We start from the raw sequence: 14,959 nt of genomic DNA, 5'->3' as shown, positions 1-14,959 counted from the left end.
TCACGTCCACGTCCGGGCCACGCCCCAACCGGCACCCTGCGGCACGATGTCGACCACCAGGGCCTCACCGTCGTCGTCGCTGGTCGCCTGGAACCGCCAGCCCACCGTGCGCTCGGGCGCGTGGGTGATCGCGGTGGGCAGCTCGGCGCGCGTCACGGTCAGCCGGGTGGGGGTGTCGCTCACCCGCCAGCGCCGTCCGGCCCACACGAGCCGCGTCGGCGTGCCCTCGGCCCACCACACCGTGGCGGCCGTGTCGGTGATCATCATCGGGTCTCCTCGTTCGAACGTGTGTTCGAATGGTAGGCGCCGACCTCCGACGTCGCAACTGACCGTTGCATTCAGAACACGTTCTGAATAGGCTCGATCCATGACGCTCGTCGCTCCGCCCCGATCCCGACGGTCGGTGCAGTCCTCTGACCTCTCCCGGCACGCCAAGCAGGTGTTCGCTGCCGCCGAGGAAGCCCCGCTCGAGGTCACCCGTCGCGATGGGAAGCCCCTCGTCCTCACCACGAAGGAACGATCCGACGACGACGACGCAGTGCTCGACATCGCGGCGCAGCTCATCGCCGCGGTGACGCTCAACGAGCAACTGCCACTCCACGATCGGCTGGCGATCCCGTACCCGTGGATCAAGCTCCTCAGCGCCGCAGACCAGCAGCGCTTCGCCCGGGAGATCGTCGACGTCGCCCGTGGCTCGTTCTCGCTCCGGCAGCCGCGCAGACTCCTGCTCGAGATGCAGGCGTGGCGCAACAGTGCCGAGGCGATCGCCGCGGGCTGGGACACCGGAGAGCCGGAGATCCTCGCCGAGCCGATCCGCGTCGAGAAGCCCTGACGCGGTGGCGGGCCGGCGCGGCGGGGTCCCCCGGCCGATCCGTTCGACGGAGTACACGATCGTCTTCGGGACACGTGGCGCGGAACAGGGGTGGCGCGACGTGGTGGCGGTGCAGCGGAACGCAGTCGCACCACCCCAACCAGACGAAGTGACTGCGCTCGGCCTCGGCAGTCGTCGTGTAGACGGGACCCATGACGAACGACGCACAGGGCCCCGACGCGCAGCACCAGGTTCCCGAGGGGGTGTCCGAGGCCACGGTCGAGGCACTCGGCAGCCTGTCCGCCGCGGTCGAGGTCATCGAGCACGCCCGTGGCCTGCTCTACGGGTTCCACCGACTGACCGGCACCGCTGACCTGAACCTCGGTGAGGCGGTCGAGCAGCTGCGGAAGGCCGGGCACACCGAACTCGCCGAGCGCATCGACACCGAACTCGTGGGCCGCAACGTCATCGCGGGCCGCTGGACGTTCCAGATCGTCGAGGACTACGACGACGGCTACTACGCCCTCGCCAAGGAGCTCGAGCGCACCGCGCGCGACGAGCTCGTGCAGGGCCGTCGCCACCTGTTCGAGGCGGGCATGAAGGAAGACCGTCGCACCCAGGACCAGCGCCACCACGAGGCGACGCCGAGCGACCTGCCGGACTGAGCACGGGCCTCCAGGCCTGCGGAAGACGCCGGCGTCCTGCGGAAGACGCCCCGGAAACGTCGAGACGCCGCCGGATTCGGCGGCGTCTCGATGACACGACGGCGTCTTGCGCCGGGTCCAGCCAGACCCGGATCAGCAAGGCCCAGCAGCAAGCCTCAGCCGACGCCGAGCAGCGCCTCCAGCGGCCCCCGCGCGAAGTACAGCAGGAAGCCCGCGGCGACGACGTAGAGCAGCCACGAGACCTCGCGGCCACGGCCGGACAGCAGCTTGATGAGCACCCAGCTGATGAAGCCGGCGCCGATGCCGTTCGCGATCGAGTAGGTCAGCGGCATGACGACGATCGTCAGGAACGCCGGCAGGGCCGAGCCGAAGTCCGACCACGAGATGTCCGCGACCTGCGCGACCATGAGCGCACCGACGACGACGAGCCCGGCGGCGGCGACCTCGAGCGGGACGACCTGGGTGAGCGGCGTGAGGAACATCGACGCCAGGAACAGCAGGCCGGTGACGACCGAGGCCATGCCCGTGCGGGCGCCCTCGCCGATGCCGGAGGCCGAGTCGATGAAGACGGTGTTCGACGACACCGACGCGCCACCACCGGCGATCGCGCCGACGCCCTCGACGACGAGCGCCGACTTCAGGCGGGGGAACGTGCCGTCCGGCTTCGCGACACCGGCGGCCTTGGCCAGACCGGTCATGGTTCCCATGGCGTCGAAGAAGTTCGTGAAGACGAGGGTGAAGACGAGCATCGACGCGGCGAGCGGGCCGATGCGGGTGAAGGCGCCGAAGACGTCGGCGTGGCCGACGAGCGACAGGTCCGGCACGGCGAAGAGTGCGCTCGGCAGGCCGGGGGCGTTGAGGTTCCAGCCGGTCTTCGAGTCGACCGAGGTGGGCACCTGGAAGATCGCCTGCAGGATGATCGCGATGATCGTGGTCGCGACGATGCCGATGAGCAGCGCACCCTTGACCCGGCGGGCCATGAGCGTGCCGATGATGATCAGGCCGATGAGGAACACGATGGTCGGCAGGGCGCCGACGGAGCCGTCCTCGCCGAGCTGCAGCGGCGGCGAGGCGAGCCCGGAGGACCGCACGAAGCCGGAGTCGACGAGCCCGATGAAGGCGATGAACAGGCCGATGCCGACCGTGATCGCGGCCTTGAGCTGTGCCGGGACGGCGGTGAAGATCATCGTCCGGATGCCGGTCAACGCGAGGATCACGATGATCACACCGTTGATGACGACCAGGCCCATCGCCTCGGCCCAGGTGACCTGGTGCACGACGCTGACGGCGAGGAACGAGTTGATCCCGAGCCCCGCGGCGATGCCGAACGGCAGGTTCGCGATGATGCCCATCGCGATGGTCATGACGCCGGCGACGAGACCGGTCGCCGCGGCCACCTGAGCGTTCTCGAGCCATCCGCCGCTGACGTCCTTGGCGGCCTGGTCGGCGCTGAACCCGCCGAGGATGAGGGGGTTCAGGATGACGATGTACGCCATCGTCACGAACGAGACGAGGCCACCGCGGACCTCGCGGGGGATCGACGATCCGCGTTGCGTGATGGAGAAGAATCGATCGAGGCCGGTCGCGAAGCGGTTCCGGGGCGTGGTGTCGGTCTGCGGGGCGCTCACCACGAGAGTTTAAAGGACGCTGGGTTTCGGGCGTGTCACACCGGTCTCACAGGTTGTGACAGCCGGGAGGCCCGTTCCACGCGGATCGCGCACCTCGCGCTGGGCGTCTGCCCGCGTTCTCCGGCCATGGCTGGTGTTGGATGAGCGGGTGACGTCACCCATGGACCGCGCCCGTGTGCAGGCCGCCGTCCGCGAGCTGCTGCTCGCCATCGGCGAGGATCCCGACCGCCCGGAACTCACCCGCACCCCCGCCCGGGTCGCCGACTCGTACGCCGAGTTCTTCTCCGGGATCGGCACCGACGCGGTCGCCATCGCCCGGGACGGCACCGTGCACGCCGAGGACGGCGAACGCGGTCGGCTCGTCATCGTGCGGGACGTGAAGTTCCGTTCCGTCTGCGAACACCACCTGCTGCCGTTCCTCGGGGTCGCGCACCTGGCGTACGCGCCGGGCGACCGCCTCATCGGGCTCGGCACGTTGGCGCGGGTGCTCGACGCGGTGGCCTCCCGTCCGCAGCTGCAGGAGCGGCTCGGCGAACAGGTCGCCGCGACCATCGCCGAGGGGCTCGGCGCCGAGGGCGTCCTGGTGGTCCTCGACGCGCAGCACCAGTGCGTCACGACGCGTGGGGAGCGCCAGACCGGTTCGACGACCGTGACGGTGGCGGCGACCGGTTCGCTGGCCGACACCGCGGGACGGGCCGAGGCGATCGCGCTCATCGGTGCCGGGCGCGGGACCGAGGCCGGGCACGACGCGAGTGCCGGGGCGGACGCATGACGGGCCTCCCCGACGGCACGGCCGGCCCCGGCTGGGTCGTGCCGGACCTGCGCCACCCGGTCCGGAGGTTCGGCCGCCGCACCATCGACTTCGACCACCGCATCGCCGTGATGGCGATCGTGAACCGCACCCCCGACTCGTTCCACGACCGCGGCGCCACCTTCGAGCTCGACCGGGCCGTCGCCGCCTCGGTGCGCGCAGCCGAGCAGGGCGCCGACTGGGTCGACATCGGTGGCGTGAAGTTCGCCCCCGGTCCGGAACTGCCCGCCTCCGACGAGATCGACCGCGTCGTGCCCGTCGTCGAGCAGCTCGCCCAGCAGTCCGACGTCGTCATCAGCGTCGACACCTTCCGTCCCGAGGTCGCCGCGGCGGCGATCGCAGCCGGGGCGACCGTCGTCAACGACACCACCGGCCTGTCCGACCCCCGGATGGCCGCCGTGGTCGCCGACTCCGAGGCCACCGTCGTCATCACACACTCGCTCGCGGAACCTCGTCGTCCGCTGCCCGCACCCCCGCAGTACGGCGACATCGCGGGCGAGGTCGTCGCGTTCCTGCGCGAACGGGTCGACCGCGCGCTCGCCGCGGGCATACCCGAGTCGCGGATCATCGTCGACCCGGGCCACGACCTGCACAAGAACACCGTGCACACCCTCGAGCTCACCCGTCGGCTGCCCGAGGTCGTCGCGCTCGGCTACCCGGTCCTCGCCGCGGTGTCGAACAAGGACTTCGTGGGGGAGTCGCTCGGGCGCCCCCGCGGGGAACGGCTCTCCGGATCGCTCGCCGTGGCGACCGTGAGCGCGATGCTCGGCGCCCGGATCGTCCGGATGCACGACGTCGCCGAGAGCGTCGACGCGATGCGCATGGTCGAGGCCACGCTCGGATGGCGCACCCCCGTGGAATCGAGGCACAACACGTGAACGTCCTGCCCCCGTCGATCGCGGACCTGTCCGACGACGACCTGCTCGACCTCTACACCGCCGACACCGGGGCCCCCTGGCTCCGGGTGAACTTCGTCGCCACGCTGGACGGTTCGGCCTCGGCTGCCGGGGTGTCCGGGTCGCTCGGTGGCGACGACGACCTGCGCGTCTTCGACCTGCTCCGGCGGGTGGCCGACGTCGTGCTCGTCGCCGCTGGCACCGTCCGCGACGAGGGCTACGGGCCGATGGTCCTGCACGACGCCGACGTCGCCTGGCGTCGGGCGCACGGCAAGCCGGACCACCCCGTGTTCGCGATCGTCACCGGCTCGCTGTCGCTCGACCCGGGGTCTCGGGTGTTCACCGAGGCGCCGGTGCGCCCGATCGTCCTGACGTCGGAGACGGCGGCAGCGTCGTCGAAGGCCCAGGCGCTCGCCGAGGTCGCCGACGTCGTGCGCTGCAGCGCGGACGACGAGCCGGACTCGGTGGACGCCGGGCGGATCCGAGGCGTGTTGGCCGACCGTGCCCTCGGGATGATCCACTGCGAGGGCGGGCCGTCGTTCCTCGGGGCGCTCATCGCCGCGGATGCCGTCGACGAGCTGACCCTGACGATCGACCCGTCCCTCGAGGGCGGGGAGGGGCCGCGCATCGCCCGCGGCTCGTCACCCGAGCTCCGGCGGATGCGACCGGCGCACGTGCTGCTCGGCGCCGGCGGCGTGCTGCTCACCCGGTACGTCCGGGCGCGCTGACACCGCTCGCGCGCGGACCGCGGGTGCGCGGGGGGCGCTGACCCCCGTGGGCTAGGGTCGGGCGCGTGATCGACATCGTGGCGTCCGGGGTCCTCTTCGACATGGACGGGACCCTCGTCGACTCGACCGCGGTGGTCGAGGCGACCTGGACCCGGTTCGGCCACGCGAACGGCATCGACCCCGTCGAGATCCTCGCGTTCTCGCACGGACGGCAGGCGATCGACACCCTGCGGCGCTTCCTCCCCGATCTGCCCCTGGCCGAGCAGGAGCGGATCGCGGCCGAGCTCGTCGCCGAGGAGACCGCGAGCACCGAGGGCATCCTCGAGATCCCCGGCGCCGTCGCCTTCGTGCAGCGACTCGTCGAACTCGGCGTCCCGGTGGCCCTCGTCACGAGTGCCCCGCGTGACCTCGCCGCGGGCCGGATGGCCGCCGCCGGGTTCGCCGTGCCCGAGGCCTTCGTGCCCTCGGAGGACGTCGAGCACGGCAAGCCCCACCCCGACGGCTACCTGCGCGGAGCTGCCCTGCTCGGCGTCGACCCGACCGACTGCGTGGCGTTCGAGGATGCCCCGGCCGGACTCGAGTCCGCCATCGCCTCGGGCGCGACCACGGTCGTCGTCGGTCCGCTCGAGCACCCGGTGACGGCCGGCCTGCACCGAGTGCACGGGTACGACGGCCTGACCGTCGAGCGCGACGGCGACGCCTTCCGCATCCGCGGCTGAGCGCGGCGCCCGTCCTGCCTGCCCGCGGTCTGCCGTCGGTCAGGACACCCCGCCCTGTCCGCGCCGAGTGGTCAGGAACCGTCGGCTGCGCCGCCGCCAGCCGACGCTTCGCGACCACCCGGCGGACGTGAGCGGGGGTTGCGACCACCCGGACGGCGGCCTGGAGGCCCGTGGCGGGCCCGCACCGTGCCTCCAGGCCGACTGTGGGCGCGTCCACGGCGCCCCGGCGGCCGGTCAGGACACCCCGCCCGGCCTGCGCCGAGTGGTCAGGAACCGTCGGTTGCGCCGCCGCCAGCCGACGCTTCGTGACCACCCGGCGGACGTGAGCGGTGGGTTGCGACCACCCGGCCGGACCCCGAGCCGCCCCTGGAGGCCTGCCCAGCCGACCCCGACGACCCTCGGGTGTGCGGCCGGAACGACCGGGCCGCGGAAGGAGCGATCATGGCAACCCTCGACGGCAAGAAGGTCCTCGTCATCACGACGAACTACGGCGTGGAGCAGGACGAGATCGTCGTCCCCACCGAGCAGCTGCGTGAGCGCGGTGCCTCGGTGACCGTGGCGGCGAAGGAGACCGGCACGATCCAGACCCTGGTCGGCGACAAGGACCCGGGGCAGACGCTCGAGCCGGACACCACCATCGCCGGTGTCGACGCGAAGGACTTCGACGCCCTCGTGATCCCCGGCGGCACGATCAACGCCGACACGCTGCGCCAGGAGTCCCGCGCGGCGACGCTCGTGCAGGCCTTCGCCGAGGCGAGCAAGCCGGTCGCGGCGATCTGCCACGGCCCGTGGACCCTCGTCGAGGCGGGCGTGCTGTCCGGCAAGACCGTCACCTCGTTCCCGTCGCTGCAGACCGACCTGCGCAACGCCGGTGCCGAGTGGGTCGACCAGGAGGTCCAGGTCGACGGCGGTTTCATCACCTCCCGCACCCCGGACGACCTGCCGGCGTTCGTCGACGCGATCGAGAGCGCCCTCACCGCCTGAGCACTGTGCCGCAGGGCGGTCACTCCGCCCGGCGAGCGCGTCAGCCGAGCGCCACGGGGCGGGCCGTGCGGAGCACCGCGGGTCCGAGGGTGAGCACACCGTCGGACTCCGGGTCGCACCGCACGCCGCCCCGGCCGCGCATCGCCCGGAACGCCCCGGGGGCCACCTCGTGGTCCATCCAGGCGCAGGGGTTCGCCGCGCGGTAGCCACGGAACCGGACGGCACGACCGAGGGCGCCGCTGCTGTCGCCACCGGGAAGCACACTCTCCAGTGAGAACGGCTCGCCCCGCAGCGCCTCGACGTCGGCGCCCCGCAGGAACACGTTCCGTCGGGTCGCAGCGGGGCCGACCGTGGCATCGATCGCGTGACCGACGGCTTCGAGCCCCTCCAGCCCGATCACCGTGACCGAGGCGTGCACGTGCGCCCGGGCCGCGAAGTACCGGTCGCCGACGATGCCCAGCCCGGCCCGCAGTTCGATCCGGTCGCGTGACTCGTCCGGATCGTCCGCGCCCACCGGCAGCGCGCCGTCGGCCGGGCGTCCCTCGTACCGGTGCCGCGGCGAGACGAGCAGCAGCGCGACCTCGACCTCGGTCCGGAACGGCAGGTCGTCGAGACCGGCCACGTCGTCTGCGGAAGTCACCCGGCCAACGCTAGCCGGGCCTCCCGGCCGTGCGCTGCTCCGTCCGATTCCCGCCAGTCGACGTCGGCGGCGCATGTCAGGCTGAGCCCATGACCACCCCGGACACCGGCGTACAGCCCGACGCGCTGCACGCCGAGCGGCACCGCGCCGTCGCCTCCCGCGACGCGCGCTTCGACGGCCAGTTCGTCACCGCCGTGCACTCCACCGGCATCTACTGCCGGCCCAGCTGCCCGGCCCGCACGCCGAGGGTCTCCGGCGTCACCTTCTACCGCACGAGCGCCGCAGCGCACCTGGCCGGCTTCCGCGCCTGCAAGCGCTGCCTGCCCGAGGCGACCCCCGGCAGCCCCGAATGGGACCTGCGCGAGGACGTCGCCGGCCGGGCGATGCGACTCGTCCTCGACGGTGTCGTCGAGCGCGACGGCGTCCCCGGGCTCGCCGCGCGTGTGGGGTACTCGGAGCGGCAGCTCAACCGCATCATGACGGCCGAGCTGGGCGCCGGGCCGAAGGCGCTCAGTCGGGCGCACCGGGCGCAGACCGCGCGGACCCTGCTCACCTCGTCCGACCTGCCCGTCGCCGACGTCGCGTTCGCCGCAGGCTTCGCCAGCGTCCGGCAGTTCAACGACACCGTGCGCGAGGTCTTCGCCGTCACCCCGACCGAACTCCGCGCACGCCGGTCCGGGCGAGGCGACGGTGCCACGGACGGCGGCGACGGGGCACTGCACGTGCACCTGCCGGCCCGGGCACCCTTCGACGCGCAGGGCCTGCTCGACTGGCACGCGCTGCACGCCCTGCCGGGCACGGAGCAGGCGGACACCGACCCCACCGGTCGGGTCACGTCGTACGGGCGGCTGGTCGACCTGCCTGGAGGCCCGGGCTGGTTCAGCGCGTCGGCCGCCGTCCCCGACGTGGCCGGGCGGGGCACCGGGATCGACCTGCGCGTGCGGGTCACCGACCTCTCCGACCTGCCCGCGCTCGTGGCGCGGGTGCGTGCGCTGTTCGACCTCGACGCCGACCCGGCCGCCGTCGACGCCGTCCTCGGAGCCGTGCCCGAGCTCGCCGGACCCGTCGGACGGGTGCCGGGTCTCCGGCTCCCCGGCGCGGTGGACGCGCACGAGATCGTGTTCCGCACCCTGATCGGGCAGCAGGTCTCGGTGGCCGCGGCGCGCACCGCGCAGACCCGGCTCGTGGCCGCACTCGGCGCGACGGTGCCCGACGCCATCCGGCCCGGCGGACTGCTGTTCCCGTCCGCGGTCGCGATCGCCGAACGCGGGCACGAGGTGCTGCGCGGCCCCGCCGCCCGCGTCGACACGATCCTGCGGGTGGCTGCGGCGCTCGCCGACGGGTCCCTGGTGGTGGACGGTGGGCAGTCCCTCGGTGACCTGCGCGACGGACTCCTCGCGGTGAAGGGCATCGGGCCGTGGACCGCCGACTACGTCGCGCTGCGGGTCCGGCACCACCCGGACATCTTCCTCCACAGCGACCTCGCCGTGCGGAACGGTGCACAGGAACTCGGGCTGCCCGGAACGGCGCGCGAGCTCTCCCTATGGTCGGAGCAGGTGGCCCCCTGGCGGAGCTACCTCACGATGCACTGCTGGCGACCGATCATCGACCGCGCGATGACCGCGACCGCCGGCGCCCGTGCAGCCCGTGCCCCCGAGGACCCCCGGAAGGACGACCGATGACCGACGCAACCATCCAGACCCTGGACACCCCCGACGGGGCGTTCACCGTGCTCGAAGACGCCGAGGGCAGGGTCCTCGCGTCCGGGTGGACCGACTCCGTCGAGCGGATCCTCGCCCGTCTGGCCGACCGCCACCGCCCCGACCGGGTGCTCGACGGCGTGGTCGCCTCGGCCGACGCGGTCGACGCCTTCTACTCGGGCGAGGTCGAGCACGCCATGCAGGTACCGGTCCGGCAGTTCGGCACCGAGCTCTTCACCGAGGGGTGGCGCCAGCTCCGCCGGATCCCCGCCGGCGGCACCCTGACCTACACCGGGTTCGCGGCTGCGATGGGCCGGCCCGACGCCGTGCGGGCGGCGGCGAGCGTGTGCGCCCGGAACGCCCCGGCGCTCTTCGTCCCGTGCCATCGGGTGTTGCGCTCGGACGGCACGCTCGGGGGCTTCGCGTGGGGGCTCGACGTCAAGCGGTCCCTGCTCGAACGGGAGTCGGTCGGCACCACGGCACTCGTCTGACTTGTACAAAACGCCCTAGAATGTACAGGTGAGCGAAGTGTCGATCTCCGAAGCCCGTGGCCGCCTGGCGTCGATCATCGACGACGCCCGGCACGAACCCGTCTACCTGACCCGGCGCAACAAGCGCGTCGCAGCCGTGGTCGACGCGGCCGTCCTCGACCGGTTGCTCGAGGCGGCGGAGGACCTGGACGACCTGGTCGCCTACGACGAAGCCGTTGCGGAGAGTGCCCGCATCGGTGGCGAGAACGTCAAGTGGGACGACCTCAAGCGCGAACTCGGTCTCGGGTGACGTACTCGGTCGAGGTCATCCCGGCCGCGCAACGCGTCATCCGCAAGCTCCCGCTCGACGGGCGACGGCGGATCGAGGGGCTCCTCGCGATCCTCGCCGAGCACCCCCGGCCACCCGCCGCACGCAAGCTCGTGAACCGGCCCGGGTGGCGGGTCCGCTCGGGGGACTACCGGCTGATCTACCGGATCGACGACGGCAAGCTCGTCGTGGTGGTCGTCGACGCCGGGCACCGGCGCGAGGTCTACCGGGATCGCTGACCGTCCGGCGCCCGAGCGGCGGGGTTCTGCCCCTGGAAGCGGGGGGAGACACGGACTCCCACGCCTGCGACACTCGGAGGACCGGTAATCCGCACGGTCCCCTCCGAGGCCCGACGCATCGCCGTCGACAGCTCGCAAAGGACCCCATGCTCCCTCCAGTCGACCGAACGGTCGTCTCCTCCGACGGCACCACCATCGCCGTCTCCGAGGCAGGGGACGGGCCGGCGGTCGTCGTCGTGGGCGGTGCCTTCGACCACCGCGGGACCCCGTACCTCGACCGCGTGGTCGCCGAGCTCGGCTCGACGCACCGCGTGGTGACCTACGACCGCCGTGGTCGCGGTGCCAGCGGTGACTCCGCGACGTGGGCCATCGAGCGCGAGGTCGACGACCTGCGGGCCGTCGTCGAGAGCATCGGCGCACCGACCACCGCCGTCGGCATCTGCGTCGGCGCCGGTGTCGTGCTGCACGGGCTCGCCACCGGACTGCCGGTCGACGGCGCCGTCCTGTGGGAACCGCCGTACCGTGCCTCGGTCGACCCGCACGCCGACGACGTCGTGTTCGCGGACCTGCTCGACGAACACGTCGGTGCCGGCCGCCGGGCCCAGGCTGTCCGCGGGTTCCTGACCCAGGTACTCGGGGTCCCGATGGGCCAGGTCACGGCACTGCGGCTCAAGGGGTCGCTCTGGCGCTCCCTGGTGGTCGACGCCCACGTGCTGAGCCGCGAGGTCCGGGTGCTGAACGGCCTCGCCGTGCCGGAGCGCGTTGCCGCCGCGGTCGGTGTGCCGGTGCTCGTCGGCGCCGGTGGCGACGGACTCGAGTGGATGCGACGAGCCGCCCGCGCCCTCGTCGACGCGGTGCCCGGTTCCGAGTACACCGAGGTCCCCGGGCAGGGACACGTCCCCGCCCCGGCCGCCCTCGGAGCCCTGATCGACCGCGTCCGGAGCCGGATCGTCTCGCCCAGCAGCTGACTGCGAGAGGATGGGCGGGTGAACGCACCCCGCCTCGGTCTCCTGCTCGACGTCGACGGGCCCATCGCCAGCCCGGTCTCCCGCACCATCGCGATCCCGAGCATCGTCGCGGACCTCGTCGCGCTCGCCGCCGAGGGCATCCCGATCGTCTTCAACACCGGCCGCAGCGATGCGTTCATCCGCTCCGAGGTCGTCGGTCCGCTGCTCGCCGGGGGTCTCGCCGAGGGTGGCCGGGTCCACGCCGTCTGCGAGAAGGGTGCCGTGTGGTGCTCGATCGGTCCGCAGTACGACGGCGGCATGGGTGAGCTGACCGTCGCCGAGGACCTCGCGCTGCCGCGGGACTACGCCGACGAGATGCGCGAGCTGGTCCGCGACGAGTACGCCGACCTGGTGTTCTTCGACGAGACGAAGCGCGCCATGGTGTCGATCGAGCAGCGCGTCGAGGTGCCGAACGCCACCTACCTGGCCCGCCAGCCGGAGTTCGACGCGAAGGCCATGGCCGCACTCGAGCGTCGCGGGCTCGGTGTCCGCCGCCTCGACGACGTCCGACCCGACGCCGACGGCGCCGTGCAGTGGCGCATCGACCCGACGATCATCTCGACCGACGTCGAGTCCGACCGCAGCGGCAAGGACCTGGGGGCCGAGCGCTCGCTCGAGCTCCTCGGGCAGGACGGCGAGCTCCCGGTCACCTGGCGCACCGTGGGGGACTCCCGCAGCGACTACGCCATGGCGGACTGGCTGCACGCCCACGGCCACGAGGTCGCGCACGTCGACGTCCGTCCCGCCGACGGGGTGCCGGCCACGCCGTACCCGGTGCTCACCGCGCCCGACGGCGTGATCCACGACGAGGCCGGAGCCCGGTTCCTGGCGGACTGGCGCGCCGGCCGCTGACGCGAGCACACCCGCATCCCGCTGACGCGGCCACAACCGCGCCCCGCTGACGCAACCGCAGCCCTGGACGCACCCATCGGCCGGCCGAGCGCTGCGCGCCGGACCGCCACCGCGCCTCCCGGCCGTCACCGGACCGGCCCACCGTCCGGGCGGACGCTTTGCGTGACACAGTGGTACACCAGTACCCTTCCGAGGTCCGCAGCCAGCCGATGACGGGATCCACCCCATGGCAACGAAGCTCCGCATCAAGTCGATCGAGGCCTCCCTGGCCGACTCCGAGGAGCAGGGCAGGTCCCTGAAACGCTCCCTGAAGACGTTCGACATCGCCGCGATGGGGATCGCGGTCGCCGTCGGCGCCGGCATCTTCTCGGTCGGCGCGAACGCCGCCGCGAACTTCGCCGGGCCCGGCGTCATCATCTCCTTCCTGCTCGCCGCCGTCACCTGCGGCCTGGCGATCATGTGCTACGCCGAGTTCGCGTCGACGATCCCCGTCGCCGGCTCCGCGTACACGTTCACCTACGCCACGATGGGTGAGCTGCTCGCCTGGATCGTGGGCTGGGACCTCATCCTCGAGACCCTCACGGCCAGCGCCGTGATCGCGAAGTACTGGGGCATCTACCTCAGCGAAGCGTTCAAGGTGTTCGGCGTCGACCTGCCCAGCACGATCCAGCTCGGTCCGATCCCGTTCACCTGGGGGCCGGTGCTCATCGTCGGGATCTTCACGGTGCTCCTCGCCTTCGGCACCCGCCTGTCGTCGCGGGTGTCGGCGGTCATCACGGTCATCAAGGTCGCCATCGTCGTGTTCGTCATCGTCGCCGGTGCGTTCTTCGTCAAGGCCGCGAACTTCACCCCGTTCATCCCGCCGGCCGAGCCCGCCAAGGGTGCCGAGGGCAGCGTCTGGACGCAGTCACTCGTGTCGTGGTTCACCGGTGCGGAGCCCGCCCAGTACGGCGTCTTCGGCCTGCTCGCCGCGGCGTCCCTGGTGTTCTTCGCCTTCATCGGGTTCGACGTCGTCGCCACCAGTGCCGAGGAGACCGAGAACCCGCAGAAGACGCTGCCCCGCGGCATCTTCATCGGCCTCGGCATCGTGACCCTGCTCTACGTCGGCGTCAGCATCGTCATCACCGGCATGGTCTCGTACCAGCGCCTGGCCGAGGAGGACACACCGTCCCTGGCGTCGGCGTTCAACATCGTCGGGCTGCCGTGGGCCGCCGGCATCATCGCCATCGGCTCCCTGATCGGGCTGACCACCGTCGTCATGGTGCTGCTGCTCGGGCTGTCCCGCATCGTCTTCTCGATGAGCCGCGACGGCCTGCTGCCCCGCTGGTTCTCGAAGACCAACCCGAAGACGCAGACCCCGGTGCGCGTGCAGGTCGTCGCCGGTGTCGTCGTGGCGCTGCTGGCCGGGTTCACCGCGGTCGACAAGCTCGAGGGCATGATCAACATCGGCACGCTGTCCGCGTTCGTCCTGGTGTCGATCGGCATCGTCGTGCTGCGTCGGTCGCGGCCCGACGCGCCGCGGGCCTTCCGGGTGCCGTGGTCGCCCGTGCTGCCGATCATCTCGGCGGTGCTGTGCTTCTGGCTGATGCTGAACCTCGAGGTCGAGACCTGGCTCCGGTTCGTCGTCTGGCTGGCCATCGGCTTCGTCATCTACTTCGGCTACAGCCGTCGCCACAGCCGCGTCGGCGCGTAGCGGCGGCGAGCAGCAGCACACCGAACGCGAGCATCACGACGGCGACCAGGCCGTCGAACACCCGCCAGGTCAGCGGCTTCTCGAACAGCGGCCGCAGCAGGCGTCCGCCGAACCCGAGGGCCCCGAACCACAGGCAACTCGCCGCGACGGCACCGATCGTCCAGAGCCACCGGTCGTCCGCACCCTGCTGGTTCGCCACCGACCCGAGGAACACCAGCGTGTCCAGGTAGACGTGCGGGTTCGCCCACGTGAAGACGAGCATGGTCAGCACGGCCGTCCGCATGGTCACCACCTGGCCGGGAGGCGCGGTGCGCGTCCGCCCCGCCGCCACCGTCGTGCCGGTGGTCGCGTCCACCCCCGCGCCCGCGTCCGTGCTGGCGCCCACCACACCGTCGTCGGCCGCCTCGTCGGCGACCCGCATCGCGTCCCCCGAGGGCCGCAGCGCACGCCGCGCCGCGAGCACCCCGTACGTGAGCAGGAACGCGGCACCGACGAACCGGATCACCAGGAGCGCCACGGGGAACCGCTCGACCACGGCGCCGACCCCGAGCACCCCGGCGACGATGAGCAGCGCATCCGAGACCGCGCACACCACGACGGCAGCGGCCACCACCCGGAGCCCGGCGCTCACGGCGAGGCGCAGCAGGTACGTGTTCTGCACACCGATCGCGACGATCAGTGCGAGGCCGGTGCCGAGGCCGGAGAGCAGGGGCAGGAGCGAGGTCACGATCCGACGCTAGGGCCGCAATGCGGTGTAGTACAGCTCACGTTCCTGCAGCACCGTAAGA

Annotated in this window: 18 protein-coding genes; 14 read left to right on the top strand and 4 right to left on the bottom strand. The window is 72.3% G+C overall.

Annotated features, from left to right (window positions below; all coding sequences use genetic code 11):
• Positions 1-267: a hypothetical protein gene (locus DEJ05_RS00765; protein ID WP_035809269.1), complete on the bottom strand. Its 267-nt coding sequence runs from the start codon at positions 265-267 to the stop codon at positions 1-3.
• A gap of 100 nt (positions 268-367) precedes the next feature.
• Here DEJ05_RS00765 and DEJ05_RS00760 point away from each other — a divergent pair, with 100 nt between their 5' ends.
• Positions 368-832: a hypothetical protein gene (locus tag DEJ05_RS00760; RefSeq protein WP_027466785.1), complete on the top strand. Its 465-nt coding sequence runs from the start codon at positions 368-370 to the stop codon at positions 830-832.
• Between the two features lie 191 nt (positions 833-1,023).
• The gene (locus DEJ05_RS00755) at positions 1,024-1,476 is read left to right on the top strand and encodes a hypothetical protein (RefSeq protein WP_017887957.1); all 453 of its coding nucleotides are present in this window, start codon (positions 1,024-1,026) and stop codon (positions 1,474-1,476) included.
• 155 nt (positions 1,477-1,631) lie between these two features.
• Here DEJ05_RS00755 and DEJ05_RS00750 read toward each other — a convergent pair whose 3' ends face one another.
• Positions 1,632-3,107 carry an NCS2 family permease gene (locus DEJ05_RS00750; RefSeq protein ID WP_027466783.1) on the bottom strand — a complete coding sequence of 492 codons (1,476 nt, stop codon included), beginning with the start codon at positions 3,105-3,107 and terminating at the stop codon, positions 1,632-1,634.
• A gap of 157 nt (positions 3,108-3,264) precedes the next feature.
• Between DEJ05_RS00750 and folE the strand changes: the two genes are divergently transcribed.
• The 5 genes from folE (at position 3,265) to DEJ05_RS00725 (ending at position 7,242) form a co-directional block, all read left to right on the top strand.
• Positions 3,265-3,876 carry a GTP cyclohydrolase I gene (folE, locus tag DEJ05_RS00745; protein ID WP_111109467.1) on the top strand — a complete coding sequence of 204 codons (612 nt, stop codon included), beginning with the start codon at positions 3,265-3,267 and terminating at the stop codon, positions 3,874-3,876.
• Positions 3,873-4,793, top strand: a complete 921-nt coding sequence (folP, locus tag DEJ05_RS00740) for a dihydropteroate synthase (RefSeq protein WP_111109466.1) — start codon at positions 3,873-3,875, stop codon at positions 4,791-4,793. The genes folE and folP overlap by 4 nt, the downstream gene beginning before the upstream one ends.
• On the top strand, positions 4,790-5,539 hold the full coding sequence (locus tag DEJ05_RS00735; RefSeq protein WP_258376056.1) for a pyrimidine reductase family protein: 750 nt from the start codon (positions 4,790-4,792) through the stop codon (positions 5,537-5,539). The genes folP and DEJ05_RS00735 overlap by 4 nt, the downstream gene beginning before the upstream one ends.
• Positions 5,540-5,604: 65 nt before the next feature.
• A complete protein-coding gene (locus DEJ05_RS00730) occupies positions 5,605-6,258 on the top strand; it encodes an HAD-IA family hydrolase (protein ID WP_111109464.1) in 654 nt (217 codons plus the stop codon).
• 441 nt (positions 6,259-6,699) lie between these two features.
• Positions 6,700-7,242: a type 1 glutamine amidotransferase domain-containing protein gene (locus tag DEJ05_RS00725; RefSeq protein WP_027466778.1), complete on the top strand. Its 543-nt coding sequence runs from the start codon at positions 6,700-6,702 to the stop codon at positions 7,240-7,242.
• A gap of 40 nt (positions 7,243-7,282) precedes the next feature.
• Here the strand turns inward: DEJ05_RS00725 and DEJ05_RS00720 are convergent, their stop codons facing one another.
• Positions 7,283-7,882: a molybdenum cofactor biosysynthesis protein gene (locus DEJ05_RS00720; RefSeq protein WP_258376055.1), complete on the bottom strand. Its 600-nt coding sequence runs from the start codon at positions 7,880-7,882 to the stop codon at positions 7,283-7,285.
• Between the two features lie 89 nt (positions 7,883-7,971).
• Between DEJ05_RS00720 and DEJ05_RS00715 the strand changes: the two genes are divergently transcribed.
• The 7 genes from DEJ05_RS00715 to DEJ05_RS00685 all read left to right on the top strand — a co-directional run bounded on the left by DEJ05_RS00715 (position 7,972) and on the right by DEJ05_RS00685 (position 14,171).
• Positions 7,972-9,564 (top strand): AlkA N-terminal domain-containing protein, encoded by a 1,593-nt coding sequence (locus DEJ05_RS00715; RefSeq protein WP_111109462.1) that lies wholly within the window; start codon positions 7,972-7,974, stop codon positions 9,562-9,564.
• A complete protein-coding gene (locus tag DEJ05_RS00710; protein WP_111028941.1) occupies positions 9,561-10,073 on the top strand; it encodes a methylated-DNA--[protein]-cysteine S-methyltransferase in 513 nt (170 codons plus the stop codon). The genes DEJ05_RS00715 and DEJ05_RS00710 overlap by 4 nt, the downstream gene beginning before the upstream one ends.
• Before the next feature lie 28 nt (positions 10,074-10,101).
• Positions 10,102-10,362, top strand: a complete 261-nt coding sequence (locus DEJ05_RS00705) for a type II toxin-antitoxin system Phd/YefM family antitoxin (protein WP_027466775.1) — start codon at positions 10,102-10,104, stop codon at positions 10,360-10,362.
• A complete protein-coding gene (locus DEJ05_RS00700; RefSeq protein ID WP_017885834.1) occupies positions 10,359-10,619 on the top strand; it encodes a type II toxin-antitoxin system RelE/ParE family toxin in 261 nt (86 codons plus the stop codon). The genes DEJ05_RS00705 and DEJ05_RS00700 overlap by 4 nt, the downstream gene beginning before the upstream one ends.
• A 146-nt stretch (positions 10,620-10,765) precedes the next feature.
• Positions 10,766-11,587: an alpha/beta fold hydrolase gene (locus DEJ05_RS00695; RefSeq protein WP_051597007.1), complete on the top strand. Its 822-nt coding sequence runs from the start codon at positions 10,766-10,768 to the stop codon at positions 11,585-11,587.
• Positions 11,588-11,605: 18 nt separating this feature from the next.
• The gene (locus DEJ05_RS00690; protein ID WP_110859458.1) at positions 11,606-12,478 is read left to right on the top strand and encodes a hypothetical protein; all 873 of its coding nucleotides are present in this window, start codon (positions 11,606-11,608) and stop codon (positions 12,476-12,478) included.
• A gap of 226 nt (positions 12,479-12,704) precedes the next feature.
• Positions 12,705-14,171: an APC family permease gene (locus tag DEJ05_RS00685; RefSeq protein ID WP_111109461.1), complete on the top strand. Its 1,467-nt coding sequence runs from the start codon at positions 12,705-12,707 to the stop codon at positions 14,169-14,171.
• On the opposite strand, the gene DEJ05_RS00680 is transcribed toward DEJ05_RS00685, so the two are convergent.
• The gene (locus tag DEJ05_RS00680; RefSeq protein WP_220036987.1) at positions 14,125-14,898 is read right to left on the bottom strand and encodes a LysE/ArgO family amino acid transporter; all 774 of its coding nucleotides are present in this window, start codon (positions 14,896-14,898) and stop codon (positions 14,125-14,127) included. The two genes, DEJ05_RS00685 and DEJ05_RS00680, sit on opposite strands and share 47 nt — an antisense overlap.
• Positions 14,899-14,959: the final 61 nt, after the last annotated feature.

The organism is Curtobacterium sp. MCLR17_045, assembly GCF_003234405.1.
Lineage (GTDB): Bacteria > Actinomycetota > Actinomycetes > Actinomycetales > Microbacteriaceae > Curtobacterium > Curtobacterium flaccumfaciens.
The sequence above is the reverse complement of the archived record's forward strand: the minus strand, read 5'-3'. Positions and strand labels throughout refer to the sequence as shown.

What these genes read in the sequence shown, in the direction of transcription:
- DEJ05_RS00725 (WP_027466778.1), top strand. Translation starts at nt 6,700, where the DNA reads ATGGCAACCCTCGACGGCAAGAAGGTCCTCGTCATCACGACGAACTAC.
- DEJ05_RS00710 (WP_111028941.1), top strand. Translation starts at nt 9,561, where the DNA reads ATGACCGACGCAACCATCCAGACCCTGGACACCCCCGACGGGGCGTTC.
- DEJ05_RS00755 (WP_017887957.1), top strand. Translation starts at nt 1,024, where the DNA reads ATGACGAACGACGCACAGGGCCCCGACGCGCAGCACCAGGTTCCCGAG.
- folP (WP_111109466.1), top strand. Translation starts at nt 3,873, where the DNA reads ATGACGGGCCTCCCCGACGGCACGGCCGGCCCCGGCTGGGTCGTGCCG.
- DEJ05_RS00685 (WP_111109461.1), top strand. Translation starts at nt 12,705, where the DNA reads ATGGCAACGAAGCTCCGCATCAAGTCGATCGAGGCCTCCCTGGCCGAC.
- DEJ05_RS00760 (WP_027466785.1), top strand. Translation starts at nt 368, where the DNA reads ATGACGCTCGTCGCTCCGCCCCGATCCCGACGGTCGGTGCAGTCCTCT.
- DEJ05_RS00715 (WP_111109462.1), top strand. Translation starts at nt 7,972, where the DNA reads ATGACCACCCCGGACACCGGCGTACAGCCCGACGCGCTGCACGCCGAG.
- folE (WP_111109467.1), top strand. Translation starts at nt 3,265, where the DNA reads ATGGACCGCGCCCGTGTGCAGGCCGCCGTCCGCGAGCTGCTGCTCGCC.
- DEJ05_RS00695 (WP_051597007.1), top strand. Translation starts at nt 10,766, where the DNA reads ATGCTCCCTCCAGTCGACCGAACGGTCGTCTCCTCCGACGGCACCACC.
- DEJ05_RS00765 (WP_035809269.1), bottom strand. Translation starts at nt 267, where the DNA reads ATGATGATCACCGACACGGCCGCCACGGTGTGGTGGGCCGAGGGCACG.